The sequence below is a fragment of the Streptomyces spororaveus genome (assembly GCF_016755875.1).
GTDB classification, from domain to species: domain Bacteria; phylum Actinomycetota; class Actinomycetes; order Streptomycetales; family Streptomycetaceae; genus Streptomyces; species Streptomyces spororaveus.
Genome location: NZ_BNED01000005.1, coordinates 7,116,450 through 7,130,715, shown reverse-complemented (window position 1 = coordinate 7,130,715; position 14,266 = coordinate 7,116,450). Strand labels below are relative to the sequence as shown.

The window sequence follows — 14,266 nt, the reverse complement described above, 5'->3', positions numbered from 1 at the left end:
TCGGCGGCCTCTTCTTTCCGGCATGACGGCTGCTTCTTTCGATTCTTCGATATGTCGAAGCTGCTGGAGTGCCCGTGACCGAATCCCTTGTCCTCGCCGCGCCCACCGGCCCGTCCGGCCCGCCCGCGCCAGCCGAGCGGGTCCGCCCGCTCCGCCGGCCCGGGCGGTGGCTCGCCACCGGCGTCGTGCTGGTGCTCGCCTCCCAGGCCGTGCACGGACTGCTCACCAATCCCTTCTACCAATGGCACCGCTTCGCCTACTGGTTCCTGCGGCCCGTCATCCTCGAGGGGCTGCTCATCACCCTCCAGGTGGCCGCGTACAGCGCGGTGCTGGGCCTGGTCGGCGGTGTTCTGCTCGCCCTCGCCAGGCTCTCCGCCAACCCGGTACTGAGGTCGGTGAGCTGGACGTACGTCTGGCTGCTGCGTTCCGTGCCGCTGATCGTCGTCCTCCTCTTCCTCTACAACCTCGGGGCGCTCTACCCCACTTTCGGCATCGGGGTGCCGTTCGGACCGGCCTTCCTCACCTTCGACGAAACCCGGCCGGCCCCGGACATGGTCATCGCGGTCGTGGGCCTGAGCCTGGCCGAAGCCGCGTACGCGGCCGAGGTGGTACGGGCGGGCCTGCTCTCCGTGGACCAGGGCCAGCACGAGGCGGCGGCCGCGCTGGGACTGCCCGGGCGCTACCGGTTCACCCGGATCGTCCTGCCGCAGGCGCTGCGGGCGATCGTCCCCTCGTACGTGAACCTGCTGATCGGGCTGGTCAAGGCCACCTCGCTGGTCTTCTACGTGTCCCTGCTCGACCTGTTCGGCTCGGTGCAGAGCCTGGCCGGCACCTACTCGGGCGACGTGGTGCCGCTGTTGCTGGTGGCGACCGCCTGGTACGTGATCCTCACCAGCCTGATCTCCGTCGTCCAGTTCTACGTCGAGCGGCACTACGCGCGCGGTGCGCTGCGCACGCTGCCGCCCACCCCGCTGCAACGGGTCCGGGTGGCCCTGCGCGAGCTGCGGGTCCGCTTCCGGAAGGAGACGGCTCGATGACCACGAACACCACCGCGGCCACGACCGACACGCTCACGCCGCGGCCCGCCGCGATCGAGGTCCACGACGTGCACAAGTGGTTCGGGGGCCGGCCGGTCCTGGACGGGGTGAACCTGACCGTCCCACCGGGCACGGTCACCGTCGTCCTGGGGCGCTCCGGATCGGGGAAGTCCACCCTGCTGCGGGTCATCAACCACCTGGAGAAGCCCGAGGCCGGGTACGTCAGCGTGGGCGGTGAGCCGATCGGCGTCCGGCGGCACGGAGGGCGGCTGAAGGAGCTGAGCGAGCGTGCGATCCTCGCCCAGCGCGGCCGGATCGGCTTCGTCTTCCAGAACTTCAACCTCTTCCCGCACCTCACCGTGCTGGACAACGTCGCCGCGGCTCCGGTCGCCACCGGGCGGCTCCCCCGCGACGAGGCCGAGGACCTGGCACGGGAACTGCTGGAACGCGTCGGGCTCGGGGACCGGACGGGCGCCTATCCGCGGCAGCTGTCCGGCGGGCAGCAGCAGCGGGTGGCCATCGCCCGTGCCCTCGCGCTGCGCCCGGGGGTCATCCTCTTCGACGAGCCCACCTCCGCACTCGATCCGGAGCTCGTGGGCGAGGTGCTGTCCGTGATCAAGGAGCTGGCCACCGGGGGCACCACGCTGGTGATCGTGACGCACGAGATCGGCTTCGCCCGCGAGGTGGCCGACGAGGTGGTCTTCCTCCACGACGGGCGCGTCGTCGAACAGGGTCCCCCCGAGCTGGTCCTGGACCGGCCCGCCCATCCGCGGACCCGGGAGTTCCTGAGCAAGGTCCTGTGACCCGCCCCGGCTCCGCCTTCCGCTCCTCCTCCGCCTGTCCGCCCCTCCCCCTCCCCCTCCCGCAAAGGAACGCCATGCACCACGAGCCCACCCTGCGCGTCAGACTCCTGCGCGGCCTCGGCGCCGCGACGGCCGCCGTGACCCTGGCCGGCGGACTCACCGCGTGCGGTGACGCCGAGGCCACCGCGACGCCCAGCGCCTCGGGCAAGGTCACCGTCGGCGCGGAGTCCAACGGCGCCGCCCGGCGGACGGAACTGTCCGTCCCCGTCGTCGAGTCGCTGCGCGCCCGGCTGCCGGCGGCCGTCCGCGAACGGGGCGAGCTGGTCGTCGGTGTCGGCGCGCTGCCCGCCGGCTTCCCGCCGCTGGCCTACGTCGGCACCGACCAGAAGACGCTCACCGGCGCGGAGCCGGACCTGGGCCGGCTGGTGGCCGCCGCCCTCGGGCTCAAGCCGGTCGTGAAGAACTCCACCTGGGAGAACCTCTTCGTCGGCATCGACAGCGGCAAGGTCGACGTGGCCTTCACCAACGTCACGGTCACCGAGGAGCGCAAGAAGAAGTACGAGTTCGCCTCGTACCGGCAGGACAACCTGGCCTTCGAGGTGCTGAAGGACAGCCCCTGGAACTTCGACGGCGACTACCGCAACCTCGCGGGCCGGACGGTCGCCGTCAGCTCGGGCACCAACCAGGAGAAGATCCTCCTGGAGTGGCAGAAGAAGCTGCGGGCCGAGGGCAAGGACCTCACCGTCAAGTACTTCCCCGACGCCAACAGCGTCTTCCTCGCCCTGAGCGGCAAGAAGATCGACATCAACTTCGCCCCGAACCCCTCCATCGCCTACCACGTCACCCAGACCGCGAACGGCAGCACCCCCACGCGCAACGCGGGGTCCTTCTCCGGCGCCGGCGAGTCCTTGCAGGGCCTGATCGCGGCGACCGCCAAGAAGGACAGCGGGCTGGCCGAGCCGGTGGCCGCGGCCGTCAACCACCTGATCGAGAACGGCCAGTACGAGAAGCTGCTGGCGGCCTGGAACCTCTCCAACGAGGCCGTCAAGACCTCTGCGGTCAACCCGCCCGGCCTGCCCCTGAGCAACTCGTGAGCACCCCCGCGCACACCTCACTCGACCCCCATGTCCTGGACAACCCGGCCTGGGCCGCCCTGTCCGGCGCGCACACCGCCTTCGCCGAGTACCCGGCGGGAGGCGGCGCCGTCGCGGCCCGCGCCGCCCGCTACTCCCCGGACGTCTCGCCCTTCGCCGCCCTCGCCGACCCGCAGGACCCGCGTTCCTGGGCCGACCTGCGCACGCTGGTCGGCGACGGCGAGGTCGCCTCGCTCGCCGGGGTGCTGACCCCGCCCGACGGCTGGGAGACCGTCGGGCGGATCCAGGGCGTCCAGCTCGTCGACACCTCACTGCGCGCCGAGCCGGCCCCGGAGGCGGTCCGGTTGGGCGCCGCCGACGTGCCGGAGGTCCTCGCGCTGATCCGGCTGACCGAGCCCGGGCCCTTCCTCCCCCGCACCGTCGAGCTGGGCACCTACCTCGGCATCCGCCGGCAGGGCCGGCTGGTCGCCATGGCCGGGGAGCGGCTGCGTCCGCCCGGCTGGACCGAGATCAGCGCGGTGTGCACCCATCCCGACCACCGCGGCCAGGGCCTGGCGACCAGGCTGGTGCGGGCCGTCGCCGCGGGCATCCGGGAGCGCGGCGAGGTCCCGTTCCTGCACACCGCGGCGGGCAACACACGTGCCGTCCGGCTCTACGAGTCGATCGGCTTCACCCTGCGCCGCCGGCCCTTCTTCCTGGCCGTCCGGGCCCCGGGCAACACCGCTGCCAACTTCTCTTAATATTGCGGTCATTGTATGGCACCGCTATCGGGCGTAGCGTTTTCGAAAGAAATTGATGACGGGCCGAATTCCCGATCCCGCATCGACTTCCCTTTTCCGTACGCCGAGCAGGAAGGCGCCATTCTCCGTGTCCGTTTCCTCATCGTCCCCGGCGCCCCTGCACCTGGCCGTCGCTCTCGACGGAGCGGGCCGGCACCCGGCCGCCTGGCGCGAGCCGGGTGCCCGGCCCGCAGAGCTCTTCACCGCCCGCTACTGGGCCGGTCTCGCCTCCGAGGCCGAGACCGGGCTGCTCGACTTCATCACCTTCGAGGACGGCCTCGCCCTGCAGTCCTCCTCGCCCACCGGATCCGACGAACGCACGGACCGGGTCCGCGGGCGGCTGGACGCGGTGCTCACCGCGGCCCGGGTGGCGCCCCTGACCCGGCGCATCGGGCTGGTCCCGGCCGTGACGGCCACCCACACCGAGCCCTTCCACATCTCCAAGGCGATCGCCACGCCCGACCATGTCAGCCGCGGCCGTGCGGGCCTGCGGATCCAGGTGTCCGGACTCGCCCACGAGGCAAGCCACTTCGGGCGGCGCACCGCTCCGTTCGCGGACGGGGAGCTGTACGCGGAGGCCGCCGACCACGTCGAGGTGGTCCGGCGGCTGTGGGACAGCTGGGAGGACGACGCGGAGATCCGGAACGTGGCCACGGGCCGGTTCGTCGACCGCGAGAAGCTGCACCACATCGACTTCGAGGGCCGCCACTTCAGCGTCAGGGGCCCCTCGATCACCCCCCGCCCGCCGCAGGGACAGCCCGTCGTCAGCGCGTCCGGCGCCGGCGAGGCCTCGTACGCGCTCATCGCCCGGTCCGCCGAGGTCGGGTACGTGGCCGCGCACGACGGCGACGGTGCGCGCGCCGCCGTGGCGGCGATCCGGCGGGCCCGGGAGGCGACCGGGGCCACCGCGGAGCCGCTGCACCTCTTCGGGGAACTCACGGTGTTCCTCGACGCGGACGCCCCGGCCGCCGCCGCACGCCTGGAGCGCCTCGACGCGCTCGCGGGACTCCCGCACGGCGACGGCGGCACGGCTTTCACCGGGAGTCCCGGGCAGCTGGCGGACCTGCTGCTGGAGCGGCGGGCCGCGGGGCTGTCGGGCTTCCTGCTGCGGCCGGGCGTGATCGCCCACGACCTGCCCGCCATCACCCGTTCCCTGGTGCCGGAACTCCAGCGGCGCGGGGCCTTCCGCCACGCGTACGAGGCGGACACGCTGCGCGGCCTGCTCGGGCTGGAGCGCCCGGCCAACCGCTACGCACGGCCCGCTGCCCGACCCGCCGCCTGACCCGGACCCTCCGGAAGGACGAACCATGAGCAGCAAGCCGCTCAAGCAGATCCATCTCGCGGCCCACTTCCCGGGCGTCAACAACACCACCGTGTGGAGCGACCCGGCCGCCGGCAGCCATATCGACTTCGACTCGTTCATCCACTTCGCGCGGACGGCCGAGCGCGCCAAGTTCGACTTCCTCTTCCTCGCGGAGGGCCTGCGCCTGCGCGAACAGGGCGGTGAGATATACGACCTGGACGTGGTCGGCAGGCCCGACACCTTCACGGTACTCGCCGCCCTGGCCGCGGTGACCGATCGTCTGGGGCTGACCGGCACCATCAACTCCACCTTCAACGAGCCCTACGAGGTGGCCCGCCAGTTCGCCACGCTCGACCACCTCTCGGAAGGCCGGGCCGCCTGGAACGTGGTCACCTCCTGGGACGCCTTCACCGGCGAGAACTTCCGGCGCGGCGGGTTCCTGCCGCGCGAGGACCGCTACTCACGCGCCCAGGAGTTCCTGGCCACCGCCACCGAACTGTTCGACTCCTGGGACGGCTCCGAGATCGCCGCCGACGCCGGGTCCGGCACCTTCCTGCGGAACGCGCGGGCCGGGGTCTTCGCCCATCGGGGCCGGCACTTCGACATCGAGGGTCGGTTCAACGTGCCGCGCAGCCCGCAGGGCCGGCCCGTGATCTTCCAGGCGGGCGATTCCGAGGAGGGCCGGGAGTTCGCCGCCGCCGGCGCCGACGCGATCTTCGGACGGTACGGAACCCTCGACGCGGGGCGGGAGTTCTACGCGGACGTCAAGGGCCGGCTCGCCCGGCACGGCCGGACGCACGACCAGCTGAAGATCCTCCCGGCGGCCACCTTCGTGCTCGGCGACACCGACGCGGAGGCCCGGGAGATCGCGCACGAGGTGCGCCGCCTCCAGGTCAGCGGGCAGACCGCGATCAAGTTCCTGGAGCACGTCTGGAACCGGGACCTGTCCGCCTACGACCCGGACGGTCCGCTGCCCGAGACCGACCCCCTGGTCGGGGAGAACACCATCGCCCTGGGGCGGGCGAGCGTACGGCAGTTCCGCGATCCGCTCGCCACCGCCCGGCAGTGGCGGGAGCTGGCCCGGGCGAAGAACCTGTCGATCCGCGAGCTGGTCATCGCGACCACCGCCGACCAGACCTTCGTCGGTTCGGCCGCCACCATCGCCGGGTCGATCGACGCGCTGGTGCAGGCGGACGCCGCCGACGGGTTCATCCTGGTCCCCCACATCACCCCGGGCGGCCTGGACGCCTTCGCGGACTCCGTCGTACCGCTGCTCCAGGAGCGGGGGGTCTTCCGCACCGAGTACGAGGGCACCACCCTGCGCGACCACCTCGGCCTCGCGGTTCCGGCCCCTGCCTCCACCCCTGCCCCTGCCCCTGCCCCGGTCTCGTGAAGTTCCTCGCCATCACCCTGATCACGGACTCCCCGGACCCGGTGACGGGAGGCCCCGGGCCCACCCGGGAGCGGTTCCGCGGGGTGGTCGCCGCCGCGCTGCGGGCGGAGCAGCTCGGCTTCGACGGCTTCGGCGTGGGAGAGCGCCACGAGCGGCCGTTCCTGTCCTCCTCACCGCCCGTGGTGCTCAGCCACATCGCCGCGCTGACCCACCGGATCCGGCTGTTCACCGCCGTCACCACCCTGAGCCTGCTCGACCCGGTGCGGGCGTACGAGGACTACGCGACGCTCGACCACCTCAGCGACGGGCGCCTGGAGCTGATGATCGGCAAGGGCAACGGCACCGCGCAGCGCGAGCTGTTCCAGGTGACCCCCGAGGACCAGTGGGCACGCAACGCCGAGGGCTACGAGCTGTTCCGCCGGATCTGGCGGGAGGACAAGGTCAGCGCGCAGCCGCGCTTCCGGCCCGCGCTGAGCGGTGCCGAGGTGCTGCCGAGGCCGTACCAGCGGACCCTGAGGGTCTGGCACGGCAGCGCCACGAGCCGGGAGTCGGTCGACCTCGCGGCGCGGTACGGCGATCCGCTGTTCTCGGCGAACGTCACCCACCCGATCGGCCCCTACGCCGAGCTGATCCGCCACTACCGGGAGCGCTGGGAGCACTACGGCCACGATCCGGCGCGGGCGGTGGTCGGCGCGGGCACGGCCGGCTACCACGCCGCCCGGACCTCGCAGCAGGCGGTCGCGGCGTACCGGCCCGCGTTCGCGCGCTACCTCGCCTTCCACGAGCAGCTGGGGACGGCCCCCGTCTTCCCGACCCTGGAGGACTTCGTCGAGCGGAGCTCGGCGCTGATCGGCAGCCCCCAGCAGGTCATCGAGAAGGTGCACCGCTACCACGAGGCCTTCGGTCACACGGCCCTGCATCTGCAGGCCGAGGCGGGCGGGCTCCCCGAGGCGGACCACCGCGCCTCGCTCGAACTCTTCCAGTCGGACATCGCCCCGGTGCTGCGCCGCGCGATACCCGACCCCGTCTTCCCCGACCCCGCCCTCCCCGACCTTTAAGGAGTCCGGCCATGCCCGGCATCCCCCTCGGGGTCCTCGACCTCGTCCCCGTCTCCTCCGGTTCCACCGCCACCGAGGCCCTGCGGCACAGCATCGATCTCGCCCGGCAGGCCGAGGAGTTCGGCTATGCCCGCTACTGGTTCGCCGAGCACCACCTCAATCCGGGGGTCGCCGGGACCTCCCCGGCGGTCGTGCTCGCGCTGACCGCCTCCGCGACCTCGACCATCCGGCTCGGCTCCGGCGCGGTGCAGCTCGGGCACCGCACCGCGCTGTCGACGGTCGAGGAGTTCGGCCTGATCGACGCGCTGCATCCCGGGCGCATCGACCTGGGGCTGGGCCGCTCGGCGGGCCGGCCCCGGCCGTCCGGCGGCCCGGACCCGCGGCCGCCGGTCACCCCGGTCGTCGACGGGTACGCCCCGAACGGCCTGCGGATCCCCGCCCCCTTCTCCTTCGCCGGTCTCCTGGACCATCCACGGGTGACCCTGCAGCAGAAGCTGCTGAACCTGCCGGGGGCCCGGCCGCAGGAGTACGGCGAGCAGGTCGACGACGTGCTCGCGCTGCTGCGGGGCCGAGTACCGCTCCCCGGAGGGGGTGGAGGCGCACGCCGTCCCCGGCGAGGGGGCCGACGTACAGGTCTGGATCCTCGGCAGCAGCGGCGGGGTGAGCGCCGAGACGGCGGGCCGCAACGGGCTCCGTTTCGCGGCGAATTACCACGTCAGCCCGGCGGCGGTGCTGGAGGCGGCCGAGGGGTACCGGGCCGCGTTCAAGCCGTCGGCCGAGCTGGAGCGGCCGTATCTGACGGTGTCCGCCGATGTGGTGGTGGCCGAGGACGAGGAGACGGCGCGCGAGCTGGCCACCGGGTACGGGGCCTGGGTGCGCAGCATCCGCACGGCCGAGGGGGCCATCCCCTACCCGACCCCCGCCGAGGCGCGGGCGCTGCCGTGGACCGACGCGGACCGGCAGTTGGTGGCCGACCGGGTCGAGACCCGGTTCGTCGGCTCGGCACGGACCGTCGCCGATCACCTGGAGCGGCTCCAGGAGGCGACGGACGCGGACGAGTTGCTGATCACCACGATCACGCACGGGCACGCCGACCGGGTGAACTCCTACCGTCTGCTCGCCGAGGAGTGGCACCGCCGGTCGGCGGCCTGAGGGACTCCCGTGGCGCTGAACCGCCTGGGTATATTCGTGCCCGATGAATATATTTCGGCGGAGGCGGCCGCCGGGCTCCGCGCCGCGCGACGGGGAGTCGAGCGACGGGGAGTCGAGCGACGGGCGGGCGAAGGGGCGGACGCCGACGCCGGCGGCCGTGCTGCGGGCCACCGGCATTCGCGTCACCTACGGTGCCGAGGCCGTGCTCGACGACGTGCACCTCGATCTGCGAGCCGGCCGCTGCCTGGCCCTCGCCGGCGCCAACGGCTCCGGCAAGTCGACGCTGCTGCGCGTCTGCGTCGGCAGGCAACAGGCGGACGCGGGCGAGGTGTTCTTCGCCGACCGGCCACCGCGCGAGGCGGACGCCGCCTTCCGGCGCGAGGTCGCGCTGCTGCTCGACGGGGCCGAGTGCTTTCCCGACCTGACGGTCGGTGAGCACATCCGCATGGTCGCCACCGCGCACGGCATGGGCAAGGACGCCGGGCCCGCGACGGAGCGGGTGCTCGCGGAACTCGGACTGGACCACCGGGCCGGCGCGTTCCCCGACGCGTTGTCGGCGGGACAGCGCCAGATGCTCCTGCTCGCCGCGGTCCTGGTGCGGCCGGCCCGTCTGATCGTCGTGGACGAGCCCGAACAGAGGCTGGACACCGGCGCCCGGCGTCGGCTCGCCGCCGCGCTGCGGGCGGCCAAGGTGCTCGGCACTGCGGTCCTGCTGGCCTCGCACGACCGGGCGACCGTGGAGGAGGCCGCCGACCGGGTCCTGCTCCTGGACCGGGGACGCGTCGCGGCCCTCGGCACGCCCTCCGAAGTCACCGGTGCGGCGGCGGCGTCGCCGTGGCGGTGACCACGGGCCTCGCGAGGGACGAGGAGGACGCCACAGCCGAAGCCATGGCACAGGCCGCGCGTGCCCGGCGGGCCCGCGGTCCGGGGCGGCCGCGCTTCGACGACGTGTGGGCGTGGGTGTGCGTCGCCGTCTCGACCGTCGTGGTGCTCGCCGGCCTGGTGCGGTCGGCGCCCGCCGTCGGTCACGCCCTCGGCGCCCCCGGAGGCGCCGCCGCCCGTACCGTCCTCGTCGCCTCGGGTCTGCTCCTGTGGGCGGCCCAGGCGGCCCTCTGCGTACGGCTCGGCCCGGTGCTGCTGGGCACGGCCGAGATCACCTGGCTCCTGCCGCTGCCCGGCGACCGGGGACGGCTGCTGCGCCCCCGCCTGACACGTGCCGTGGTCGTCGCGACCCTCGCGGGTCTGCTCACCGGCACCCTGGCGGCCGCCCTCGCGCTGCTGCTCGAAGGCCGTCCGCGGTTCGCGGTCCTGCCCGTGGCCCTCGGCGCGCATCTGGCCCTGGCCTGGATCGCGGTGGCCGTGGGAACGCTGATCGAGGTGCGGCCGGCCCTGGCCGGGCGGGCCCGCGCCCTCGGCACCGGTTCGGCCGTCATCGGCTGCGCGATCGTGTTCACCGGCCCGGCCGTTCCGTCCGTCACCCCGCTGGCCGCCTTGTGCGGCCCCGGGGGCTGGGCCGCCTGGGCGACGGCCGGCGCGGCCCAAGGGGTGCCGCTCGCCTGGTCGGTGGCGCTCGGCGCCCTCCTGCTGTGCGCGGCCGTCGCGCTGCGGGCGGCCTTCGGAGCGGCCGCGGCCATCCCGACGGCCGAGTTGCTCCAGCGCGGCCGTACCAGCCGCCGGGCGGCCCAGGGCGCGACCCTGCTGGACCTGCGCGCACTGACGCTCGTCCTGCAGTCCGCCGGCCGGCGCCGGGGCCGTCTGCGCATGCCGCGGTCCCGGTGGGCGGTGATCGTGTGGCGGGACGCCGTCGTCCTCCTGCGCCACCCCGGGCGGCTGGCCGCGTCCCTCGTGGCCCTGAGCGCAGGCGCCGCCGCGACCCACCTGGTCGCCCGATGGCTCACCGAGAGCCCCCACGGTCCGGTGGGGCCGCTCCGGTCCACGGCGACGGGCCTGATCCTGGTCGTACCCCTCTACCTGGCGGCGGTCGCGCTGGCCGAGCCCGCCTACCAGGACACCGACCGGCCACGGCGCGCCCTGCTGCTGCCCTTCCCGCCCGGCGTGCTCGCGGTCGGACACCTGGCGGTACCCGTGCTCCTGCTGTGGGCGGCGGCCGCGGCCGCCTGGTCGGTCGCGCACCTCCCCGGCACGCCCGCCCGTGACCTCACCGCCTACGCGACGGCCCTGCTCCTGGCGGGACCGTCGCTCGTGGGCAGCACGCTGGTCGGCGCCTATCGGGGCGCGCCCCGCTACGACCTGCTGGCCCTGTCCCTCGACTGGTACGCCGCCGTGCCCTTCGTCCTGTGGCGGCTCGCCCCGGCCCTGGCGGCCGGCTTCGTCGTCGCCCCGTGGCTGTGGCACACGGTGTCCGCCGCACCCGGCGCCTCGGACGGCTCCGCGGTCCTGTGGCTCGCCGCCCGCTCGGCCGCGGTGCTCGCCTGGTCGGCCCACCGGGTCGGCCGCCAGGCGCGTGACCTGTCCTGATCAGCGGTACCTGGCGGCGGGCGGGCCGTCCGTCAGCTGTCGCGGACCGCGACGATGCCGTTGAAGACGCCGACGTACGCGGTGCCGTCGGGGCCGAGGGTGATCGGCGCCCAGTTGTTGTCGTAGAGCGGGCCGGTGCCGGTCAGCTGCCGCCAGCGGCGCTCGCCCGTGCGGAAGTCCACGGCCGTGAGGTACCAGGCGTCGATGCCCCAGGCGTTGGGCTCCTTCTCGTAGAAGTAGAGCAGCCCGTTCGCGGTGGAGAGCTTCGGGACCACGGAGGGGGCGCGGATCGCGCTCTCCCAGACGGTGTCGCAGCCGCTGCCGTCGGCGCGGACGTCGATGCGGGCCACTCCGCCCACGACGGACTTGCCCAGCAGCAGGGTGGTGGGGTTCTCGTAGCCGTAGTTGTTCTCGACGACGATGCTGTTGCCCCAGGTGATGAGGGAGTTGTCGGTGGTCGAGGCACCGGAGCCGAACACCGGCACCTTGCAGACCAGTCGGCCGTCGGCGGGGACGTCCACCCCCCGCCGGTAGACCAGGACGTTCATCCGGTCGTCGGCGTTGTCGGTGATCGCGACGTAGCCCTGGCCGAAGAGGTCCGGGGTGGTGCCCGAACCCTGGTTGACGGAGCCGGGCTTGGCGGAGGTGCCCCGGTCGTACGTCTGGCGCCACTGCACCTCGGGGGTGCCGTCGGCGGCGGCGCGGAAGCTGTACAGCGCGTGGTCGGAGACGATGGAGACACCGTCCTCGGCGACCGAGAAGGAGTTCTGGATCTCCTCGCCCCGCAGGTGGACGGAACGGATCCGCGAGGTCGCCGGATCCACCGTGCCGACCCGGCCCTGCCGGGTGACCCACCAGATGCGGCCGTCCCAGTCGGGCATCACGGAGGTGACGGGGTCGCAGGTGCCGCTGGGCCACAGATTGGTCCAGGTCACGCAGTCGTGCGGGACCTGCCCGGTGAGGTCCCAGTCGTTGTCGACGGTGAACTTCCAGCTGCCGTCGGGGTTCTGGGAGTGGGCGAGGCGCAGGATGTGCTGGCGGGAGTCGGCCAGCACGGCCCGGTCCTGGTCGTCGAGGTAGAAGTAGGCGCCGCCCGAGGTGTCCTTGAAGATCTTCGCGAAGTCGAGCGTGGTGATCGCCTCGACCGTCGAGGAGCGCTGCGGGAGCTGGTGTTCCGCGAGCGTGGCGAGTGTCCGGGGGTCCAGGAGCTTGACCTTGAAGCCGGAGAAGGTGCCGCACACGGTGACGAGCCGGCCGGCCGAGTCGAAGGTCGCGGTCGCGCACTCGCCGCCGAGGGCGGCGATCTTCTCGCTGGTCACCTTCGGGTTCTTGCCGAGCGGCCCCGACCAGGGGGAGGTGGCGCTGCCCGCCGCGTCGGCGTGCATGCCGCTGCGGCCGTTGGGCGCGAGGAAGGGGTGCTGCGGCGGCGCCTCGCCGGGCAGCGGGGCGGCGGCCGCGGGGGCGCCGTCGTAGTGGGTGACCAGGCGGTGGCCGGGGGCCTTGGGTATCTCCTCGGCCTGGGCCGGCGAGCCGCCGTACATCACCGTCAGTGCGGCGACGACGGGTAGCACGGAGCAGTTCAGCGATCTCCGGAACATCCGGGCTTCCTCCATGTCTCTTCAGCGTTGTTGACATTGCGTCTGATGTCGCGCCGCCGCCAGACGCTAGATCGCACCGCTGAAGGAGTCCATGGAAGGGCCGGATGATTCACGAAGGCGCAACAGTCGATCAAGGATTGAGGCTGGACACCACGTTCGCGGTGGCCGTCAGGCCGTTGTGGATGGTCGCGGCCATGCTGCTGCTCGCGAGGTGGAAGCCGAGCAGCGCGCAGACCACGGCGTGGGAGAACTTGAGGCCGCCGCTGCGGAGGAAGATCCAGGCCAGGATGAGGAGCAGGACGACCACCGAGAGGGAAATCACCATCGAAACCTCCTTACTCGCCGCCATGGTGGCGCAGGAGGGGGTGCCTTCGGGTGAAAGACGTGTCCGCCGTACGGGTGTTGACCGTGTGTGACGGATGGCGGGGCCTTGGCGAACTCTCCGCGTCCCGGCCCCGCTTCCGACCGCGCGAACGGGGGCGGCAGGGGTCTTGCCGGGCCCGATCCCGCCGTGCCATATATGTCTAGACCATTAAGGACAGCCGAGGAAGGCACCCCGTGCGACGCAGCGCCCCCACGCTCGCCCTCCGCCTGGCCGTCGCGGGCCTCACCGGCTTCGCCGGCCTCACCGCCTGCACCGCGCCCGACACCGAGGCCCCGGCCGCCCCCGCCGGACTGACCGCCCAGGCCGGCAGTGCCACCAGCGCGCACGTCATGTGGGACGCGGCGGCGGACCGGGACGGGGTGACCGGCTACCAGGTCTTCGAAGCCGGCCGCCTGGTCCGTGAACTCCCCGCCGAGAAGACCATGGTGGACATCACCGGCCTCACCCCGCAGACGGCCTACGCCTTCACGGTCCGGGCCGAGGACGCCGCCGGGAACCTCTCCGGACCCGGCCCCGCCGCCCGGGTGACCACCCCGGCCGCCAAGGCCGAGGACCGCACGCCCCCCACACCCCCGGCCGCCACCACCGCCCGGGCGACCGGGCCCCGGTCCGCCCAGGTGTCCTGGACCGCGGCGGCCGACGACACGGGCGTCACGGCCTACGACGTCTACCAGGGCGGCGTCCGGATCCACACCGCCGGACCGGATGCGAGCGCCACGACCCTGGACAACCTCCGGCCGGACACCGTCTACACCTTCACCGTCCGGGCCCGCGACGGGGCGGACAACTCCTCCCCCGACGGCCCGGCGGTGGACGTGACGACCCCGCCCGCCTCCGGCGACGGCCCCGGTACGGCCCCCGGCGCATTCACCGCGACCGCCTCCCCGGGTGCCGTCACCCTGACCTGGACCGCCCCGGACACCGGCCGTGCGACCGCCGAGTACGAGCTGTACGTCAACGGACGGCCCACGACGGTCATCCAGTTCGGAGCGGGTGCGGTGCCCAGCGGCCGGGCGGAACACCGGCTCACGGTGACCGAGCCCCCCGGCACGGTGTGGGCCGTGAAACTGCGGGCCAGACTCCCCGACGGCAACTGGGGATCCTTCTCCGCGGAGCGGCGGATCACACTCATCGCGTGAAAGAAGCCACCGATCCGGCCTGAACGGCGCGGCCGGACCGGAAGATC

At 73.3% G+C, this 14,266-nt stretch carries 12 protein-coding genes and 1 pseudogene; 11 read left to right on the top strand and 2 right to left on the bottom strand.

What is annotated here, in order from left to right; all coding sequences use genetic code 11:
* Nucleotides 1-74: 74 nt before the first annotated feature.
* The 10 genes and pseudogenes from Sspor_RS34755 to Sspor_RS34710 all read left to right on the top strand — a co-directional run bounded on the left by Sspor_RS34755 (nucleotide 75) and on the right by Sspor_RS34710 (nucleotide 11,097).
* On the top strand, nucleotides 75-1,037 hold the full coding sequence (locus tag Sspor_RS34755) for an amino acid ABC transporter permease (RefSeq protein ID WP_237404156.1): 963 nt from the start codon (nucleotides 75-77) through the stop codon (nucleotides 1,035-1,037).
* On the top strand, nucleotides 1,034-1,840 hold the full coding sequence (locus Sspor_RS34750) for an amino acid ABC transporter ATP-binding protein (protein WP_202202631.1): 807 nt from the start codon (nucleotides 1,034-1,036) through the stop codon (nucleotides 1,838-1,840). The genes Sspor_RS34755 and Sspor_RS34750 overlap by 4 nt, the downstream gene beginning before the upstream one ends.
* A gap of 74 nt (nucleotides 1,841-1,914) precedes the next feature.
* Entirely contained in the window at nucleotides 1,915-2,934 is a 1,020-nt protein-coding gene (locus Sspor_RS34745) for an ABC transporter substrate-binding protein (protein ID WP_202202630.1), read from the top strand.
* Nucleotides 2,931-3,674: a GNAT family N-acetyltransferase gene (locus Sspor_RS34740; RefSeq protein ID WP_202202629.1), complete on the top strand. Its 744-nt coding sequence runs from the start codon at nucleotides 2,931-2,933 to the stop codon at nucleotides 3,672-3,674. The genes Sspor_RS34745 and Sspor_RS34740 overlap by 4 nt, the downstream gene beginning before the upstream one ends.
* Before the next feature lie 127 nt (nucleotides 3,675-3,801).
* On the top strand, nucleotides 3,802-4,995 hold the full coding sequence (locus Sspor_RS34735; protein WP_237404155.1) for an LLM class flavin-dependent oxidoreductase: 1,194 nt from the start codon (nucleotides 3,802-3,804) through the stop codon (nucleotides 4,993-4,995).
* A 25-nt stretch (nucleotides 4,996-5,020) separates the two neighbouring features.
* Complete coding sequence (locus Sspor_RS34730; RefSeq protein ID WP_202202627.1) at nucleotides 5,021-6,409, top strand: NtaA/DmoA family FMN-dependent monooxygenase; 1,389 nt, start codon at nucleotides 5,021-5,023, stop codon at nucleotides 6,407-6,409.
* Nucleotides 6,406-7,467: an LLM class flavin-dependent oxidoreductase gene (locus tag Sspor_RS34725; RefSeq protein ID WP_202202626.1), complete on the top strand. Its 1,062-nt coding sequence runs from the start codon at nucleotides 6,406-6,408 to the stop codon at nucleotides 7,465-7,467. The genes Sspor_RS34730 and Sspor_RS34725 overlap by 4 nt, the downstream gene beginning before the upstream one ends.
* 11 nt (nucleotides 7,468-7,478) lie before the next feature.
* A pseudogene (locus Sspor_RS34720) lies at nucleotides 7,479-8,619 on the top strand (LLM class flavin-dependent oxidoreductase).
* Between the two features lie 43 nt (nucleotides 8,620-8,662).
* Nucleotides 8,663-9,463, top strand: a complete 801-nt coding sequence (locus Sspor_RS34715; RefSeq protein WP_202202625.1) for an ATP-binding cassette domain-containing protein — start codon at nucleotides 8,663-8,665, stop codon at nucleotides 9,461-9,463.
* The gene (locus Sspor_RS34710; protein ID WP_202202624.1) at nucleotides 9,454-11,097 is read left to right on the top strand and encodes a DUF6297 family protein; all 1,644 of its coding nucleotides are present in this window, start codon (nucleotides 9,454-9,456) and stop codon (nucleotides 11,095-11,097) included. Before Sspor_RS34715 ends, Sspor_RS34710 begins: the two co-directional genes overlap by 10 nt.
* 32 nt (nucleotides 11,098-11,129) lie before the next feature.
* Here Sspor_RS34710 and Sspor_RS34705 read toward each other — a convergent pair whose 3' ends face one another.
* Both Sspor_RS34705 and Sspor_RS34700 read right to left on the bottom strand, forming a co-directional pair.
* Nucleotides 11,130-12,638, bottom strand: coding sequence for a hypothetical protein (locus tag Sspor_RS34705; protein ID WP_372499807.1), 1,509 nt, complete (start codon nucleotides 12,636-12,638; stop codon nucleotides 11,130-11,132).
* Between the two features lie 187 nt (nucleotides 12,639-12,825).
* Nucleotides 12,826-13,020 carry a hypothetical protein gene (locus Sspor_RS34700; protein WP_202202622.1) on the bottom strand — a complete coding sequence of 65 codons (195 nt, stop codon included), beginning with the start codon at nucleotides 13,018-13,020 and terminating at the stop codon, nucleotides 12,826-12,828.
* Between the two features lie 233 nt (nucleotides 13,021-13,253).
* Between Sspor_RS34700 and Sspor_RS41195 the strand changes: the two genes are divergently transcribed.
* Nucleotides 13,254-14,219 (top strand): fibronectin type III domain-containing protein, encoded by a 966-nt coding sequence (locus tag Sspor_RS41195; RefSeq protein ID WP_272934855.1) that lies wholly within the window; start codon nucleotides 13,254-13,256, stop codon nucleotides 14,217-14,219.
* The last annotated feature ends 47 nt before the right edge of the window (nucleotides 14,220-14,266 follow it).

What these genes read in the sequence shown, in the direction of transcription:
- Sspor_RS34750 (WP_202202631.1), top strand. Translation starts at nt 1,034, where the DNA reads ATGACCACGAACACCACCGCGGCCACGACCGACACGCTCACGCCGCGG.
- Sspor_RS34745 (WP_202202630.1), top strand. Translation starts at nt 1,915, where the DNA reads ATGCACCACGAGCCCACCCTGCGCGTCAGACTCCTGCGCGGCCTCGGC.
- Sspor_RS34730 (WP_202202627.1), top strand. Translation starts at nt 5,021, where the DNA reads ATGAGCAGCAAGCCGCTCAAGCAGATCCATCTCGCGGCCCACTTCCCG.
- Sspor_RS34715 (WP_202202625.1), top strand. Translation starts at nt 8,663, where the DNA reads ATGAATATATTTCGGCGGAGGCGGCCGCCGGGCTCCGCGCCGCGCGAC.
- Sspor_RS34705 (WP_372499807.1), bottom strand. Translation starts at nt 12,638, where the DNA reads ATGTACGGCGGCTCGCCGGCCCAGGCCGAGGAGATACCCAAGGCCCCC.
- Sspor_RS34700 (WP_202202622.1), bottom strand. Translation starts at nt 13,020, where the DNA reads ATGGTGATTTCCCTCTCGGTGGTCGTCCTGCTCCTCATCCTGGCCTGG.